Source organism: Stenotrophomonas sp. TEPEL (genome assembly GCF_004348785.1).
Classification (GTDB): Bacteria; Pseudomonadota; Gammaproteobacteria; order Xanthomonadales; family Xanthomonadaceae; genus Stenotrophomonas; species Stenotrophomonas indicatrix.
The window spans coordinates 690,211-704,543 of sequence record NZ_QQXJ01000001.1 but is presented as its reverse complement, the minus strand read 5'-3'; the positions used below and the strand labels follow the sequence as shown (position 1 = coordinate 704,543).

Sequence of the window (14,333 nt, the reverse complement as noted above, 5' to 3'; positions counted from 1 at the left end):
ATACGAGAACAGATTCATGTTCTCTACCGATCCCGAACTGAATTCGATCAGCGGGAACTGATCAGGAAAGCGGAACAGCATCCACAACGACGCAGTACATGCGCCAACGTCCCGTCTCTGTCAGCCATCCAATCCAACGCCCGCATCGCCTTCCGGCTCCAGCGCCTTCACCAGCACCGCCGCCTGCGTGCGGCTGTGGCATTCGAGCTTCTTCAGGATGGCGGTCACGTGCACCTTCACCGTGTTTTCGGCCAAGCCCAGTTCATAGGCGATCTGCTTGTTGAGCAGCCCGTCGGCCAGGCACAGCAGCACCCGGAACTGCTGCGGCGTCAGCTGCGCCAGGCGGCTGGCCAGCAACGCGTCGGCCTCGGAACGCTCAGCGGCCATCGCCGGGAACCACAGGCCCCCCTCGAGCACCGCTGCCACCGCTTCACCGATGGTTTCGGCAGGCGCGGACTTGGGAATGAAACCGGCCGCGCCGAACTGCTGCGCGCGACGGATCACCCGCGGGTGGTCGTTGGAGGACAGGATCACCACCGGAATGTCCGGGTGCGAACCGCGCACGTGCAGCAGCGCGGAGAATCCATGTGCGCCCGGCATGGTCAGGTCCAGCAGTACCAGATCCACATCGGGCTGTGCGTCCAGCGAGGTGGCCAGTGCTTCGGCGCTGGCCACCTCGCGTACCTGCGCCAGCGGCAGGCTCTGCCGCAACGACTGCACCACCGCCGAACGCAGCAGCGGATGGTCATCGGCGATCAGGATGGTGTATTCGCTCATGCGGCCATTGTACGGGCAGCGAACTGCCTTCGCCGGGCATGGCCCGGCGCTACCGCAGCATCTGTACGGGCGCTACCGCCCTGCCGACTCCACGCTGCTGCGCCAGGCATCGAGGAACTGCCGCCGCTTCAGCGCGTCCAGGTACACCAACAGCCCCGGGCCGAGCTGGATCGGGCGACGGCTGCGGCCAGGGGCATCCCCGCCGCCTGCATCGCTGCGCACGATCGGCATCAGCCGCGCTTCCCGCGCGAGCACCTGCTGGCCGCGTGGCGACAGCAGGTAGTCGAGGAAGCGTCGCGCTTCCTGCGGGTGCGTTCCGGTGCGCGGAATCACCGCGGTACGCAGCACCACCAGCGTGTAGTCCTCCGGCTCGACGATGGCCAGCGGTGCGCCCGCGTCGATACGCGCCTGCGCATACGAGCCCAGCACGTTGTAGACCAGCGACAACTGACCGCTGGCCACCTGGTCCAGCAGCACGCCGGTGCGTTCCTCGCGCACCACCGCGTTGTCCCCCAGCGCACCGAGCAGGGCGCCGGCGATGCTGCCGCGCTGGGCATCCTGGGTCGCCAGCAGGTAACCCACGCTGCTGCGTTCGATATCGTAGGTACCGACCTTGCCGCGCAACGGCGCCCCTTCCGCACGCAGCAGGTCCAGCAGTTGTCGACGCGTGTGCGGCACCTTCGAGGCCGGCAGCCTGCGCGTGTTGTAGACCATCACCACCGGCTCGTAACTGATGCCGAATGCCTCGCCACGCCACTGCGCCCACGCAGGCAGCGCCTGGGTCTGCAGCGAGCGGTGCGGCAGCGCGTGGCCGTCGTTGACCAGCTTGGTCTGCAGGTCCATGCCGCTGGAGATCAGCAGATCCGGCGACGCAGGTCCGGTGCGGTCATGCAGGTAACGCGCGTACAGATCCTGGGTGATGATATCTTCGTACACCACCTCGCTGCCCGGATGCAGCCGCTGGTAGTCAGCGATGACCTCGGCGAAGACCTCGATATCGGTGGTGCCGTGGATGCGCAGCTGCGCGGTGGCGGCGCCCTGGGCGGGGAAGCGGCGTACATCGCCCGGCGCGGCGAGGACCGGCACCGCCAGCAACAGGGCAACAACAACGACGAGCAGGCGGATCATGTGCTGCTCCGGGGCAGGCGGATGGTGGCGACCAGGCCACCCTGCGGTCGATTGCTGAGATCGATCTGGCCGCCATGGCTGTCGACCACCCGCTTGACGATGGCCAGGCCAAGGCCTGCACCGCCGGAGGGTGCGCCTTCGCCGCGCGCGAAACGCTCGAACACGCGTTCGGCATCGGCGGCGGCGATACCGGTGCCGTGGTCGGCGATGGTCAGCACGGCCTGCCCGCCTTCAGCGGTCAGCGCGATCTGCAAGGGGCCATCACCGCCGTACTTCAGCGCGTTGTCGACCAGATTCTTGATGGCTTCGCGCAGCAGCAGCGCGTCGCCATGCACCTGCACCGGCTCGGCCGTCATCGCCAGCTGCACGCGCGGGGCGGGCCCTGCCTGCGGCAGCGCTTCATGCAGGGCCTGGTGCACGGTCTCGGCCAGGTCCACGGTGGCGAAGCGCTGCAGATGTGACCGATGGATCACGCTGGCATCGCTGAGCAGCTGGTTGAGCAGCCGGCTCATGTGGGTGGCGTTGCGCTCGATCGCCTGCAGGCTGCGCCGCATGTCTTCCGGATCGTCGTCGTCCAGTGCCAGCTGTGCCTGCGCGCGCAGCGCGGCCAACGGCGTACGCATCTGGTGCGCGGCCTCGGCCATGAACGCACGCAGGGTTTCATTGCTGCTGGACAGGCGCTCCATGAAGCGGTTCAGCGCGGCCACCATCTGGTCCATCTCGCGTGGCACGCGCGCATCGAGCGGTTTCAGGTCGGACGGCTCACGGCGTGACAGTTCGCGCTCGACCCGCACCAGCGGCCGGAACGCGCGGTGCACGCCGAACGCCACCAGTGCCAGCAGCAATCCCGACAGCACGCCGATGGCCAGCAGCGCGCGGGTGACCAGCTCCTGCGCCACCGCTTCGCGCGCACGCCGGGTCTGCCCCACCTGCACCTGCACCTCGCCCTGCGCGGAGGCCGCGGCAAAGCTGCGGCCGACCACGACGAAACGCACGATCTCGCCGCTGTAGGGCGCATCGAACAACTGCGGTTGCGTACCCGGCCGCCGCGGCGACGCAGGCAGGTCACCGTAGCCGGTGATCAGGTTGCCGCGGCTGTCGGCGATCCGGTAGAACACGCGGTCTTCCGGCGCCATCGCCAGAAGGTCCAGCGCGGCATACGGAAGGTCCACCTGCCACTGGCCATCGACCAATGCCACCGAATCGGCGATCGACAGGGCCGAAGACACCAGCAGATGGTCGTAGGAACGGTTGGCCGCGCGTTGGCCGTAGTCGCGTGCAGCGAACAGCAGCGCCACCGCGAACACCGCCAGCAACGCGCCCAGGTACAGCAGCAGGGTGCGCCGCAGCGACCCGGGGGCGGCACCTGCGCTGCGCGCGTCAGCCATCGGCATCGGCCGGGCCGTCGCTGGCTTCAAGCAGATAGCCGACACCACGCACCGTGGTGATGCGCAGCGGTGCGCCCGCCAGCTTTCTGCGCAGGCGACCGATGTACAGCTCGATGGCATTCGGCCCGGCTTCGTCATCGAAGCCGAACAGGCCATTGCCGATCTCATCCTTGCCCACCACCTGGCCCAAGCGCCCGACCAGGATCTCCAGCAAGCGATACTCGCGGTTGGGCAACTCGATCGGCTCGCCATCCAGGGTCACCCGGTGTGCAGCGTTGTCGAACTGGAAACCACCGATCTGCACCACTTCGCTAGCCTGCCCGCGTGCACGTCGCAGCAGCACGCGACAGCGCGCTTCGAATTCACGAAAGTCGAACGGCTTGCCCAGGTAGTCGTCGGCACCGACATCGAGTGCCTGTACACGATCTTCGATGCCATCGCGTGCGGTCAGCATCAGCACCGGTGTGCTGTCACCACGCTCGCGCATGCCGGCCAGCACCCGCAGCCCATCCAGTTTCGGCAGGCCGATATCCAGCACCACCAGATCGAAACTCTGGTAACGCAGCACGCTGGCGGCGGCCAGGCCGTCGGCCTGCCAGTCCACCGCGTGACCACTGCGGCGCATGCGACGGATGATCGCATCGGCCAGGTCCGGGTTGTCTTCGACCAGCAGCAGGCGCATGGGCACAACAGTGGGAGGGGAAGCGAATGCTACCGCATGGCGCCGGACCTGCCCGTCGGGCCCATGCCCGGCGGCCTTTACGCTGCACCGCACAAACCGCTGACAGGACGATGACAGCTTGCGCGACACAGACTGCGGCCGCGCACCGTCCGGTGCCCACGATTGCCGCGCGCCTGGCGCGCACCTGGGAGGGTTTGTGGAATTGAGCATTGCCTGGCGGCGTCCTGCCGCCATGATGGCCCTGGCTGCGCTGGCCGCGCCGGCCTTCGCCGAAGACGAGCGTCCAGTGACCGCCACGGTGGGCGGCCGCCTGCACCTGGACTTCGCCACCTTCAACAACGACAACCGGGGTACGCCGAACAAGGACGACACCGAGATCCGCCGCGCTTGGGTTGACGTGTCCGGCAAGTTCTTCGTGGTCGACTACAAGCTGGAAGCCGATTTCTCCGGCGACCGGGTCGAGGCCAAGGACGTCTACCTGAGCCGCAGCTTCGGCGATGGCGGCCGCGTCACCGTGGGCCAGTTCAAGCAGTATTTCTCGCTGGACGACCGCACCGGTTCCAACTACGGCAGCTTCCTGGAGCGCGGCAACGCCGGCACCACGCTGGCGCCGCTGTACCGGCTGGGCGCCTCATGGCAGGCCAACCCGGGCGATTTCACCTGGGCGGCCAGCGTGTACAGCCTGGAGAGCATCGACGCCTGGCAGGTCAAGGGCCGCGCTGCGGGTGGACGCGTTACCTGGGCGCCGTCACCCAGCGAGGGCGACGTGCTGCACCTGGGCCTGTCGCTGGCCCGCGAGGCCTATGACAACCCGGGCGGCAACGGCACCCCGGGCTTGAAGATCCGTCCGCGTCCGGCCGGCCATCTGTCCGACGAAAGCCGCCTGACCCTGGTCGACTTCTCCGCTGGCCGCGATACCGACGTCAACAAGTGGTCGCTGGAATATGCGCAGGTGCGCGGCCCGCTGTCATGGCAGGGCGAGTTCAGCGGCGCCACCTTCGATGATGGCGCCCAGCGCGGTGACGTGATGGCCGCCTACGGCATGCTCAGCTGGTTCGTTACCGGCGAAAGCCGCGCCTACGACCGCAAGACCGGCCGCTTCGCCCGGGTCAAGAACATCCGCCACAAGGCCGGTGCCTTCGAAGTGGCCCTGCGCTACGACCAGATGTGGGGCGCCCAGCACCTCGATGGTGCGCCGGACCTGCGCCGTGGCAGTACCGAAGGCTGGACGCTGGGCGGCAACTGGTACCTGCGCGACAACCTGCGCTTCATGCTCAACGTGATCGAAAGCCGCAACCGCGACCGCCTCGCCGGCACCACGGTGGATCGCACGCGCGCGGTCACCGGGCGCCTGCAGTTCGACTTCTGACGCGTTTTCCCCGGGCACGCACGCTCGGGCCCCTTCCACGTCCCACGTCCTGTTTCCTCTAGGAGTCCGCAGATGATGCTGAGCATCCTCGGCTTTGGCATGGTCATTACGTTCATGTACTTGATCATGAGCAAACGACTGTCGCCGCTCGTTGCCCTGATCACCATTCCCATCATCTTCGCCCTGATCGGTGGCTTCGCCGCCGGCATCGACGAGATGATGCTGGAAGGCATCAAGAAGATCGCGCCGACCGGCGTGATGTTGATGTTCGCCATCCTCTACTTCGGCGTGATGATCGATGCAGGCCTGTTCGATCCGCTGGTGCGGATCATCCTGCGCTTCGTCAAGGGCGACCCGATGAAGATCGTGCTTGGCACCGCCGTGCTGGCGATGCTGATCTCGCTCGACGGCGATGGCTCGACCACCTACATGATCACCGTCTCGGCGATGCTGCCGCTGTACCAGCGGCTGGGCATGAACGCGCTGAACATGACCTGCGTGACCATTCTCGCCGGTGGCGTGATGAACCTGACCCCGTGGGGCGGCCCGACCGCACGCGCGGCCACCGCACTGCACGTGGATCCGGCCGATGTGTTCGTGCCACTGATTCCCTCGATGGTGATCGCCTGCGCTGGCGTGCTGCTGCTGGCCTGGTACCTGGGCCTGAAGGAGCGTCGTCGCCTGGGCGTGGTGACCCTGCCCCAGGGCGGCAGCTGGATGGACAACAGCGTGTCCGACGACGGCAACACGCTGCCGACCGTGGAAGACGCCGAAGACACCAAGCGCCCCAAGCTGCTGTGGGTGAACCTGGTGCTGACCCTGGCGCTGATGAGCGCGCTCATCATCGGTGTGCTGCCGATGCCGGTGCTGTTCATGATCGGCTTCGCCATCGCGCTGGTGATCAACTACCCGAACCTGGCCGAACAGCGCCGCCGCGTGGTCAGCCATGCCGGCAGCGTGCTGTCGGTGGTGGCGCTGATCTTCGCCGCAGGCATCTTCACCGGCATCCTCAACAACACCGGCATGGTCGAGGCGATGTCGCACAGCTTCCTGGCGATCATCCCAGACAGCTGGGGCCCGTACCTGGCGGTGATCACCGCCGTGGCCTCGATGCCCTTCACCTTCTTCATGTCCAACGACGCGTTCTACTTCGGCGTGCTGCCGATCCTGTCCGAGGCGGCCGGCAACTACGGCATCACCCCGGTGGAAATGGCCCGCGCGTCGCTGGCCGGGCAGCCGGTGCACCTGCTCAGCCCGCTGGTGCCTTCCACCTATCTGCTGGTGGGGCTGGCCAAGGTTGAATTCGCCGACCACCAGAAATTCACCCTGAAGTGGGCGATCGCCATTTCGCTGCTGCTGATGATCGGCGGCCTGTTGTTCGGGCTCTATCCCTTCACGGCCTGATTTCCTTACCAAGGAGCGTTCTGCAATGACTCTTCGCATCGCCTACGTCACCAGCGGGATGGGCAGTGTCGGCACTGCCATCTGCCAGAGCCTGGCCCGTTCCGGCCATACCGTGGTCGCCGGCTGCGCGCCCAACTCGCCGCGCAAGGCCAACTGGCTGCGCGAGCAGCGCGAACAGGGCTTTGATTTCATCGCCTCCGAAGGCAACGCCACCGATTGGGCGTCGACCACGGCGGCCTTCGCCAAGGTGCGTGCCGAGGTCGGCGAGGTGGACGTGCTGGTCAACAACTCCGGCGGCAGCCGCGACCTGCTGTTCCGGCAGATGACGGTGGAGGACTGGAATGCGGTGATCGCCTCCAATCTCAATTCGCTGTTCAACCTGACCAAGCAGGTGGTCGATGGCATGGCCACGCGTGGCTGGGGCCGCATCATCAACATCGGTTCGGTCAGCGCCCACAAGGGCCAGATCGGCCAGGTGAACTACGCCACGGCAAAAGCCGCGATGCACGGTTTCAGCCGCGCGCTGGCCGCTGAAGTCGCCTCGCGCGGGATCACCGTCAACACGCTGTCGCCGGGCTACATCGCCAGCCAGGCGATCAGCAGCTTCCCACCGGACGTGCTGGATCGACTGGCCGCGTCGGTACCGGTGCGGCGCCTGGGTCGCCCGGAAGAAGTGGCCGGCCTGTGTGCCTGGCTGGCTTCGGATGAAGCCTCCTACGTGACCGGTGCCGACTATCCGGTCAACGGTGGCCTGTACATGGGCTAGTCCTCTCCACGCAGGGCGTGGGTCTGCCTCCCTCCCCCGGCAGATTCACGCCCTGCGCGGCTTCCCCCACGATGCCGTTCGTTGGTTTTTCGTAAACAAGGTTTCATGTTCCGTTCGCATAGTGGCCGTGCACCACGCCCCCGGGCCGGTGACCATCCCCCATGCAACGGACCATCATGCAGACCCGATACCTGACGATCGCCGTGGCGATCGCGCTTTCCGCCGCCAGCGCCCACGCCGCTGAAGCCACCGACGCCACCGCCGATACCGCGCTGAGCGCGCAGACGCTGGATACCGTCTCGGTCATCGGCCAGGGCGAGACCCGCCAGGTGCAGCGCATCACCACCGTCGACAAGCAGGTGCTGCCGTCGGGTACCAGCGGCCAGAAGATCCTCGACCGCCTGCCCGGCGTGTCGGTGCAATCCAACGATGCATTCGGTGCCAACGAGGAATCGCAGACCATCAGCCTGCGTGGCTTCGACAAGAGCCGCCTGGGCTACACGCTGGACGGCATCCCGCTGGGCGACAACAGCTACGGCAACTACAACGGCCTGAGCATCGCCCGTGCACTGATCGCCGAGAACCTGGCCGGCGCCGAGCTGTCGCAGGGCATCGGCTCGCTGGGCGTGGCCTCGACCAGCAACCTTGGCGGCACCATCCAGTACTTCTCGATGGACCCGTCCACCGAATTCGGCGGCCGCGCCAGCATCACCGTCGGCGATGACAACCAGCGCCGCGGCTACCTGCGGGTGGACACCGGCGACATCAACGGCTTCTCGGCCTATGTGTCCGGCGTGCACCAGGACCAGGACATGTGGGCCGCGCCGTACCAGAACCAGACCACCCGCCAGTTCAATGCCAAGGCGGTATGGAACGTGGGCGACAACCGCTTCGGTGCCTTTGTCGCCACCTCGCGCGCCAGCCAGGCCAACTATGCCTACCTCTCCAAGGACATGCTGGCGCGCGGCCTGGGTTATGACTGGAACATCTATGCACCGGACTGGGATCGCGCCGTCGCGGCTGCATACTGCGCACCGGGCACCTACAACAAGGCGCGCTGTGCATTCAGCGGCGGCGTCAACAGCATCGACGATGCCTACTACCAGAGCCGTGCGCTGCGCGATGACAACCTGTACTCGATCGACGCCGACATCCGCCTGGGTGAACAGGGCCGCCTGAAACTGCTGGGCTACCACCATGAAAACCGTGGCCAGGGCCACTGGTGGGCACCGGGCCAGCCGTCCTACCCGGGCACCGACAGGATGCTGCCGATCTCGATCCGCAGCACCAACTACACCATCAACCGCGATGGCGTGACCGCTGCGCTGTCGTGGACGCTGGGCATCCACGAACTGGAAGCCGGCGTGTGGTACGAGCAGAACGACCATAACGTCTCGCGCAATTTCTACTACATCAGCGGCCCGTTCCTGGACGACCTGTACCTGCAGAATCCGGACCGTCGCCTGTTCAACCAGGACTTCGACATCCGAACCCGCCAGTTCTATGTGCAGGACCGCATGCGCTTCCTCGACCAGCGCCTGACCGTGGACGTGGGCATCAAGAGCCCCAACACGCGCATGAGCGCCAAGGCCCAGCCGGGCGTGGAAACCAACATCGCCTCGGGTACGCTGACCGCCAAGGAATCGGTGCTGCCGCAGCTGGGCGTGGGCTTCAAGCTCAACGCCAACAATGAAGTGTTCGCCTCGTACGCCGAGAACATCGCCGCCTTCGTCGGCGGCGGCAGCGGTGGTCCGCTGCAGGTGTCGCCGGAATCGTTCGCGGCCAGCGCCGGCCTCGAGCCGGAGAAGTCCAAGAGTCTGGAAGCTGGTTTCCGTACGTTCGGCGAGAAATACCAGGCGTCGATCGCGGCCTACAACGTGAAGTTCGACAACCGTCTGCTGTCGTTGAATCCGTGCTCGAGCATCGAGGTAGGCACGCGTCCGGAGTGCGTGACGCGCTTCATCAACGTCGGTTCGGTGAAGAGCCACGGTGCGGAGCTGACCTTCATCCTCAAGCCGATCGACGGCCTGCAGTGGTACAACGCGCTGTCCTGGAACAAGACCACCTACGAGGACGACTACCTGTCCGGCGGCGCGGTGGTGCCAGTGGCCGGCAAGATCACGGTGGATACGCCACAGCGCATGGCCTCCAGTGAAATCAGCTGGAACCGCGATGGCTTCTTCGCCAGCCTGCGCGCCAAGTACACCGGCAAGCGGTACTACACCTACACCAACGACCAGTCGGTCCCGGGCGTGACCACCTTCGATGCCGGCGCCGGCTACGACTTCGGCCCGGGCATGGGCCTGCGCAACGTGCGGGTGTCGTTGAACGCGACCAACCTGACCAACAAGCGCTATGCGGGCCAGCTGAGTTCGTTCGCACCGACCGATCCGAAGGGCACGCGGTACGCAATCCATGCGAGTGCGCCGCGGCAGATCTTCATGACGGTGGCGGCGGAGTTCTAAGTCAGAAGCGGGCGCTGCGGCGCATCAGTACCGCAGCGGGGCGAGGTGGGACGGGCCGAGGCAGGACACGCCGCAAGTACGTCCCTGTAGGCTCGGTCGGCGCATCCATGCGCCTCACGGTCCTGCCTCGGCCCGTCCCACCGCGCTCGACAATTTCCTGCGCCGGCGCGGAGGCAATGGAAAGCAAGAGCAAAAAGCGAAGAGTCGGGCGTTGCCCGGCTCTTCGCTTTTCAAGCGCAATCCCTCTGGTGGATTGCTGGCCGTCTCGCTGGAAAACGTCTGGAGCAGGGGGCTTGCGCTGGCCAGGACCGTCCACGGCATGGATGCCGTGGCCGAGCCTACAGGGACGTACTTGCGGCGTGTCCTGGCCAGCGCAAGCCCCCCGCTCTCCCCGATATCAATCAAGACGCCACAAGCCGCCAACGCATTTCATTCCGGCGCCAGCTGGTCCATCCGGATGCGGTTGGCAAACAGCGAGAACGCCAGCATGCCGGCCAGGCCGTTGGCCCGGCTCATCCAGTGCGGCAGCCAGCGCGGTGGCTTCAGCACACCCGATTCGAACAGCGGAGCGAAGGCGATCGCATCGGTCAGGCTCATCTTGCCGGCGAACAACCAGCGGCAGACCTGCAGGCGATCCTCGGCCAGCATGTGGCGGAAGAAGGTATGCACCGACACCAGCCCGCGCAGGTACACCGTGTCCTTGGTGAAGGCCAGGCCGCCACTTGGCGGCACTCCGCGGAACACCCGCTGCGCCGAGGCGAAGCTCTCTTCCGGGTTCTGCCCGGCATCGCAGAAGTAGCGGAACACCTCGATGAAGTCCGCACCTTCGCGCGCCATCGCGATCGCCTCGGTACGCAGGCTGATGCGCTTCAGCCGCTCGATGTCGATACTGCCGGTGATCTGCTCGGCAAACGTCGCCAGTCCTTCCTGGGTGGCCGTCACCCGTGGCGAGGACAGCGCCAGGCTCGGCAGCACCGGCTGCGCGCGACCGTTCAACGCCGTCAACGAATGCACCAGCGCTTCGTGGTGGAACAGCTGCGCGCGATCGTAGGCGCTGAAACGCGCACTGGTGCGCAGGCGGATGCGGGTCGGTCCGGCAGCCGCCTTCGAGACCAGCTCCGGGTCCAGCTGCACCTGGATGATGCGTGATTCAAAGAACGCATCGAGGTCATTCTGCAGCTGCAGCTGCAGGGCGATGGCCGATACCGGCACCTGCTCTTCCGGTGCCAGCAGCTCGTGATCCAGTTCGGTAGCAATCTGGATGAAGTGGCGCGCCGCATCGCGCGTGCTCGGTCCGTTGCCCGGCAACGGCTGCTCGGGCGAACCGAACAACTGCACCGAACAGGCATCGACGGCCGCGGTACCGAGGCCTTCCAGCAGCTGCGCAGCCAGATCCCAGCTCTGCGCGGACTGCTGCACGTAATGGCCCAGCGGATGGCTTTCGTCACACTCGGCAGCGAGCGCGGCCAGCGCGCGACGCTCTGCGCTGAAATCCAGCTTCGGGTAGTTGACCACCGGCAGCGTCGGCTGGCCACGGGCCACGCTGTCCAGGAAGGGGGCCTGCAGTGTCGCCGGCCAGCTGGTCAGGCCCAGCAGGCGGATGCCTCCTACGGCCTCGACCAGGCGCGCATCGAGCGCTGCATGGTGGGCCACGTCACGGTCCAGCGTCGCGGTCGGTTCCATGGGCGGACTATAACGCCCTGCCCGCGCGTTGGTAGGTGCCAACCTTGGTTGGCACAGATATGCATGCGCGGAAAGCATCCACGCATGGCGTGGATCTACCGGGCTGCCCCTGCCGTGACAGTGCCAACCAAGGTTGGCACCTACCGGAAGCGGGTTTCCGGCGCCGCGGGGTTAACGCCGGCGCGGTTTGCCCGCAGGGCGGAACTGCTGGCTCTTGCCCTTCCTGCCACCGCGTTCCTGCGCGGTCTCGGCCTGGCGCACGGCCAGCTTGGCGGCGGCGGCGGCCACTTCTTCCTTCAACTTGAAGTAGTTCAGCAGCCGGCTCTCTTCGATCTCGCCGGCATCGATCGCCGCACGCACGGCACAGCCGGGTTCCTGCTGGTGCATGCAGTCGCGGAAGCGGCACTGCGCGGCCAGCGCTTCGATGTCGGCGAAACCGCCTTCGGCCAGCGTTTCTTCGCCGGTCGGCTTCAGTTCGCGCATGCCCGGCGTATCGATCAGGCAGGCGCCCATCGGCAGTGGCATCAGTGCGCGGTGGGTGGTGGTATGGCGGCCGCGCGAATCGTTGGCGCGCACCGTATTGGTCTTCATACGCTGCTCGCCCAGCAGCGTGTTGGTCAGCGTCGACTTGCCCGCACCGGAAGAACCCACCAGCACCACCGTGCGGCCGGGCCCCAGCCACGGCTCCAGCACTGCAACACTGTCGGCATCCAGGCCATTGATCGCGTGCAGGGCGATGCCCTGCATCTCCAGTTCTTCCAGTACCGCCAGCGCATCTTCGCTGTACTCGGTCTGGTCGGCCTTGGTCAGCACCACCACCGGTTCGGCACCGCCACCGCCCACCAGCAGCAGGTAGCGCTCAATACGGCGCGGATTGAAGTCCGCATCCAGGCCACAGACGATGAAGACGGTATCGATGTTGGCGGCGATCACCTGCTGGTGGTAATGCTCACCGGCAGCGCCACGCTTGATGGCGGTACGGCGCGGCAACAGGGCAACGATGCGGATGCCATCCAGCAGCACCCAGTCGCCCACCGCCGGCCGTTCGTGGCTGGGGAAGCGCGGGCGCTGCCACTCCGGCAGCGATTCGGCCTTGATCGATGCCTCCGGGCCATCAGCCACCACATAGTGGGTGCGATGCTGCTCGATCACCCGCGCCGGATGGGCCTGCGGGTGTGCGGCCATCACAGCCTGCCAGTCGGCCTGCTCCGGCGGGCCCGGCCAGGGCCAGCCAATGGTCTGCAGAGCGGTGAAATCGGGGGTCTGGGTCATCGCCGCCATTCTACCTGTGTGGTGCCGCCCAGCCCAATGTTGGCGGGCCCTGCGGCCCTTGCCATGCGCTGCAGCAATTCCGCTACCATGGAAGCCCCATGCCTTTTGCCGGCCCACCGCCCATGTCCACTCCCTCGCCCAAGCCCTTGGTCATCCGCGAGCGCCTTTCCGAAGTGCGCTACGAAATCCGCGGAGAACTGGCGCGGCGAGCCCGGGAGCTGGAAGCGCAGGGCCACAAGCTGATCAAGCTCAACATCGGCAATCCCGGCGCTTTCGGCTTCCGTGCACCGGAACACCTGCAGCGCGCGATCGCCGATGACATGGGCCGCACCGATCCGTATACCCACCAGCAGGGCCTGCCGGTCGCCCGCGAGGCCATCGCCGCCGCCTACGCTCGCCGTGGCGCACCGGATGCCCATCCGGACCGCGTGTTCGTCGGCAACGGTGTCAGCGAGCTGATCGACCTGTCGCTGCGTGCGCTGCTCAATCCGGGCGACGAAGTGCTGGTGCCCTCGCCGGACTACCCGCTGTGGTCGGCCTCGACCATCCTCAACGACGGCCGCCCGGTGTATTACCGCTGCGCCGCCGAGAACGGCTTCCAGCCGGACCCGAGCGAGATCGAGACGCTGGTGTCCTCGCGCACCCGCGCCATCGTGCTGATCAACCCGAACAATCCCAGCGGCGCCAGCTACCCGCGCGAGCTGCTGGAGCAGGTGGTCGAAATCGCACGCCGCCACAACCTGCTGCTGCTGGTCGATGAGATCTACGACCAGATCCTGTACGACGACGCGGTGTTCCAGCCGGTCGCGCCACTGGCCGGCGACCATCCCTGCCTGACCTTCAGCGGCCTGAGCAAGGTGCACCGCGCCTGCGGCTGGCGCGTGGGCTGGGCGCACCTCAGCGGCGACGACGCGCGGCTGGGCGACTTCCGCGCCGCGCTGGACCTGCTGGGCGCACTGCGCCTGTGCGCCAACGTGCCGGGCCAGTACGCCATCGACGCCGCAGTGAACGGCCCGGACACCATTTCGGAGCTGTGCGCACCGGGTGGCCGCCTGTATGAAACCCGTCGTGCGGTGATCGAAGCCTGCGAGGCCAGCGAGCACCTGTCGCTGGTTGCCCCCGCCGGCGCGCTGTATGCGTTCCCGGCCGTCGTCGGTGCCGCTGCAAAGGGCTTCGACGATCATAATTTCGCGCTGGACCTGATGAACAACGACGGCGTGCTGGTGGTGCCGGGCTCGAGCTTCAACGTGCCTTACCGCCATCACTTCCGCGTGACCCTGCTGCCGGAGGCGTCGGTGATGCGCGACGTGTTCGCCCGTATCGACCGCGCCCTCGCCCGCCGTGCCGAAGACGCCACCAAGGTGGTGCCGCTGAAGCCCCGCCGGTCGGTGGCTTGATC

The 14,333-nt window shown here is 66.7% G+C and carries 11 protein-coding genes; 5 read left to right on the top strand and 6 right to left on the bottom strand.

Annotation, left to right across the window (positions count from 1 at the left end):
* Positions 1–120: 120 nt before the first annotated feature.
* The 4 genes from TEP_RS03235 to TEP_RS03220 form a co-directional block, all read right to left on the bottom strand.
* A complete protein-coding gene (locus tag TEP_RS03235) occupies positions 121–777 on the bottom strand; it encodes a response regulator transcription factor (RefSeq protein ID WP_132824248.1) in 657 nt (218 codons plus the stop codon).
* Positions 778–849: 72 nt separating this feature from the next.
* The gene (locus tag TEP_RS03230; protein WP_132824247.1) at positions 850–1,905 is read right to left on the bottom strand and encodes an ABC transporter substrate-binding protein; all 1,056 of its coding nucleotides are present in this window, start codon (positions 1,903–1,905) and stop codon (positions 850–852) included.
* Entirely contained in the window at positions 1,902–3,293 is a 1,392-nt protein-coding gene (locus TEP_RS03225; RefSeq protein WP_132826438.1) for a sensor histidine kinase, read from the bottom strand. The genes TEP_RS03230 and TEP_RS03225 overlap by 4 nt, the downstream gene beginning before the upstream one ends.
* Positions 3,286–3,975: a response regulator transcription factor gene (locus TEP_RS03220; RefSeq protein ID WP_025874118.1), complete on the bottom strand. Its 690-nt coding sequence runs from the start codon at positions 3,973–3,975 to the stop codon at positions 3,286–3,288. Before TEP_RS03220 ends, TEP_RS03225 begins: the two co-directional genes overlap by 8 nt.
* A gap of 232 nt (positions 3,976–4,207) precedes the next feature.
* Here TEP_RS03220 and TEP_RS03215 point away from each other — a divergent pair, with 232 nt between their 5' ends.
* From TEP_RS03215 to TEP_RS03200, 4 genes are all read left to right on the top strand, one after another.
* Entirely contained in the window at positions 4,208–5,344 is a 1,137-nt protein-coding gene (locus tag TEP_RS03215; RefSeq protein WP_132826437.1) for a porin, read from the top strand.
* A gap of 75 nt (positions 5,345–5,419) precedes the next feature.
* Positions 5,420–6,748, top strand: a complete 1,329-nt coding sequence (locus TEP_RS03210) for a CitMHS family transporter (RefSeq protein WP_132826436.1) — start codon at positions 5,420–5,422, stop codon at positions 6,746–6,748.
* 25 nt (positions 6,749–6,773) lie between these two features.
* Positions 6,774–7,514 carry an acetoacetyl-CoA reductase gene (gene phbB / locus TEP_RS03205; RefSeq protein ID WP_132824246.1) on the top strand — a complete coding sequence of 247 codons (741 nt, stop codon included), beginning with the start codon at positions 6,774–6,776 and terminating at the stop codon, positions 7,512–7,514.
* Between the two features lie 176 nt (positions 7,515–7,690).
* Entirely contained in the window at positions 7,691–9,979 is a 2,289-nt protein-coding gene (locus TEP_RS03200) for a TonB-dependent receptor (RefSeq protein ID WP_132824245.1), read from the top strand.
* Positions 9,980–10,408: 429 nt separating this feature from the next.
* On the opposite strand, the gene TEP_RS03195 is transcribed toward TEP_RS03200, so the two are convergent.
* Positions 10,409–11,662 carry a flavohemoglobin expression-modulating QEGLA motif protein gene (locus TEP_RS03195; protein ID WP_132824244.1) on the bottom strand — a complete coding sequence of 418 codons (1,254 nt, stop codon included), beginning with the start codon at positions 11,660–11,662 and terminating at the stop codon, positions 10,409–10,411.
* A gap of 171 nt (positions 11,663–11,833) precedes the next feature.
* On the bottom strand, positions 11,834–12,934 hold the full coding sequence (gene rsgA / locus TEP_RS03190) for a ribosome small subunit-dependent GTPase A (RefSeq protein ID WP_240790623.1): 1,101 nt from the start codon (positions 12,932–12,934) through the stop codon (positions 11,834–11,836).
* A 122-nt stretch (positions 12,935–13,056) separates the two neighbouring features.
* Here rsgA and TEP_RS03185 point away from each other — a divergent pair, with 122 nt between their 5' ends.
* Positions 13,057–14,331 (top strand): pyridoxal phosphate-dependent aminotransferase, encoded by a 1,275-nt coding sequence (locus tag TEP_RS03185; protein WP_132824242.1) that lies wholly within the window; start codon positions 13,057–13,059, stop codon positions 14,329–14,331.
* Positions 14,332–14,333: the final 2 nt, after the last annotated feature.

Coding starts and splice junctions, on each gene's coding strand:
- rsgA (WP_240790623.1), bottom strand. CDS start 12,934: ATGACCCAGACCCCCGATTTCACCGCTCTGCAGACCATTGGCTGGCCC.
- TEP_RS03235 (WP_132824248.1), bottom strand. CDS start 777: ATGAGCGAATACACCATCCTGATCGCCGATGACCATCCGCTGCTGCGT.
- TEP_RS03185 (WP_132824242.1), top strand. CDS start 13,057: ATGTCCACTCCCTCGCCCAAGCCCTTGGTCATCCGCGAGCGCCTTTCC.
- TEP_RS03210 (WP_132826436.1), top strand. CDS start 5,420: ATGCTGAGCATCCTCGGCTTTGGCATGGTCATTACGTTCATGTACTTG.
- TEP_RS03220 (WP_025874118.1), bottom strand. CDS start 3,975: ATGCGCCTGCTGCTGGTCGAAGACAACCCGGACCTGGCCGATGCGATC.
- phbB (WP_132824246.1), top strand. CDS start 6,774: ATGACTCTTCGCATCGCCTACGTCACCAGCGGGATGGGCAGTGTCGGC.
- TEP_RS03195 (WP_132824244.1), bottom strand. CDS start 11,662: ATGGAACCGACCGCGACGCTGGACCGTGACGTGGCCCACCATGCAGCG.
- TEP_RS03215 (WP_132826437.1), top strand. CDS start 4,208: ATGATGGCCCTGGCTGCGCTGGCCGCGCCGGCCTTCGCCGAAGACGAG.
- TEP_RS03225 (WP_132826438.1), bottom strand. CDS start 3,293: ATGGCTGACGCGCGCAGCGCAGGTGCCGCCCCCGGGTCGCTGCGGCGC.
- TEP_RS03200 (WP_132824245.1), top strand. CDS start 7,691: ATGCAGACCCGATACCTGACGATCGCCGTGGCGATCGCGCTTTCCGCC.
- TEP_RS03230 (WP_132824247.1), bottom strand. CDS start 1,905: ATGATCCGCCTGCTCGTCGTTGTTGTTGCCCTGTTGCTGGCGGTGCCG.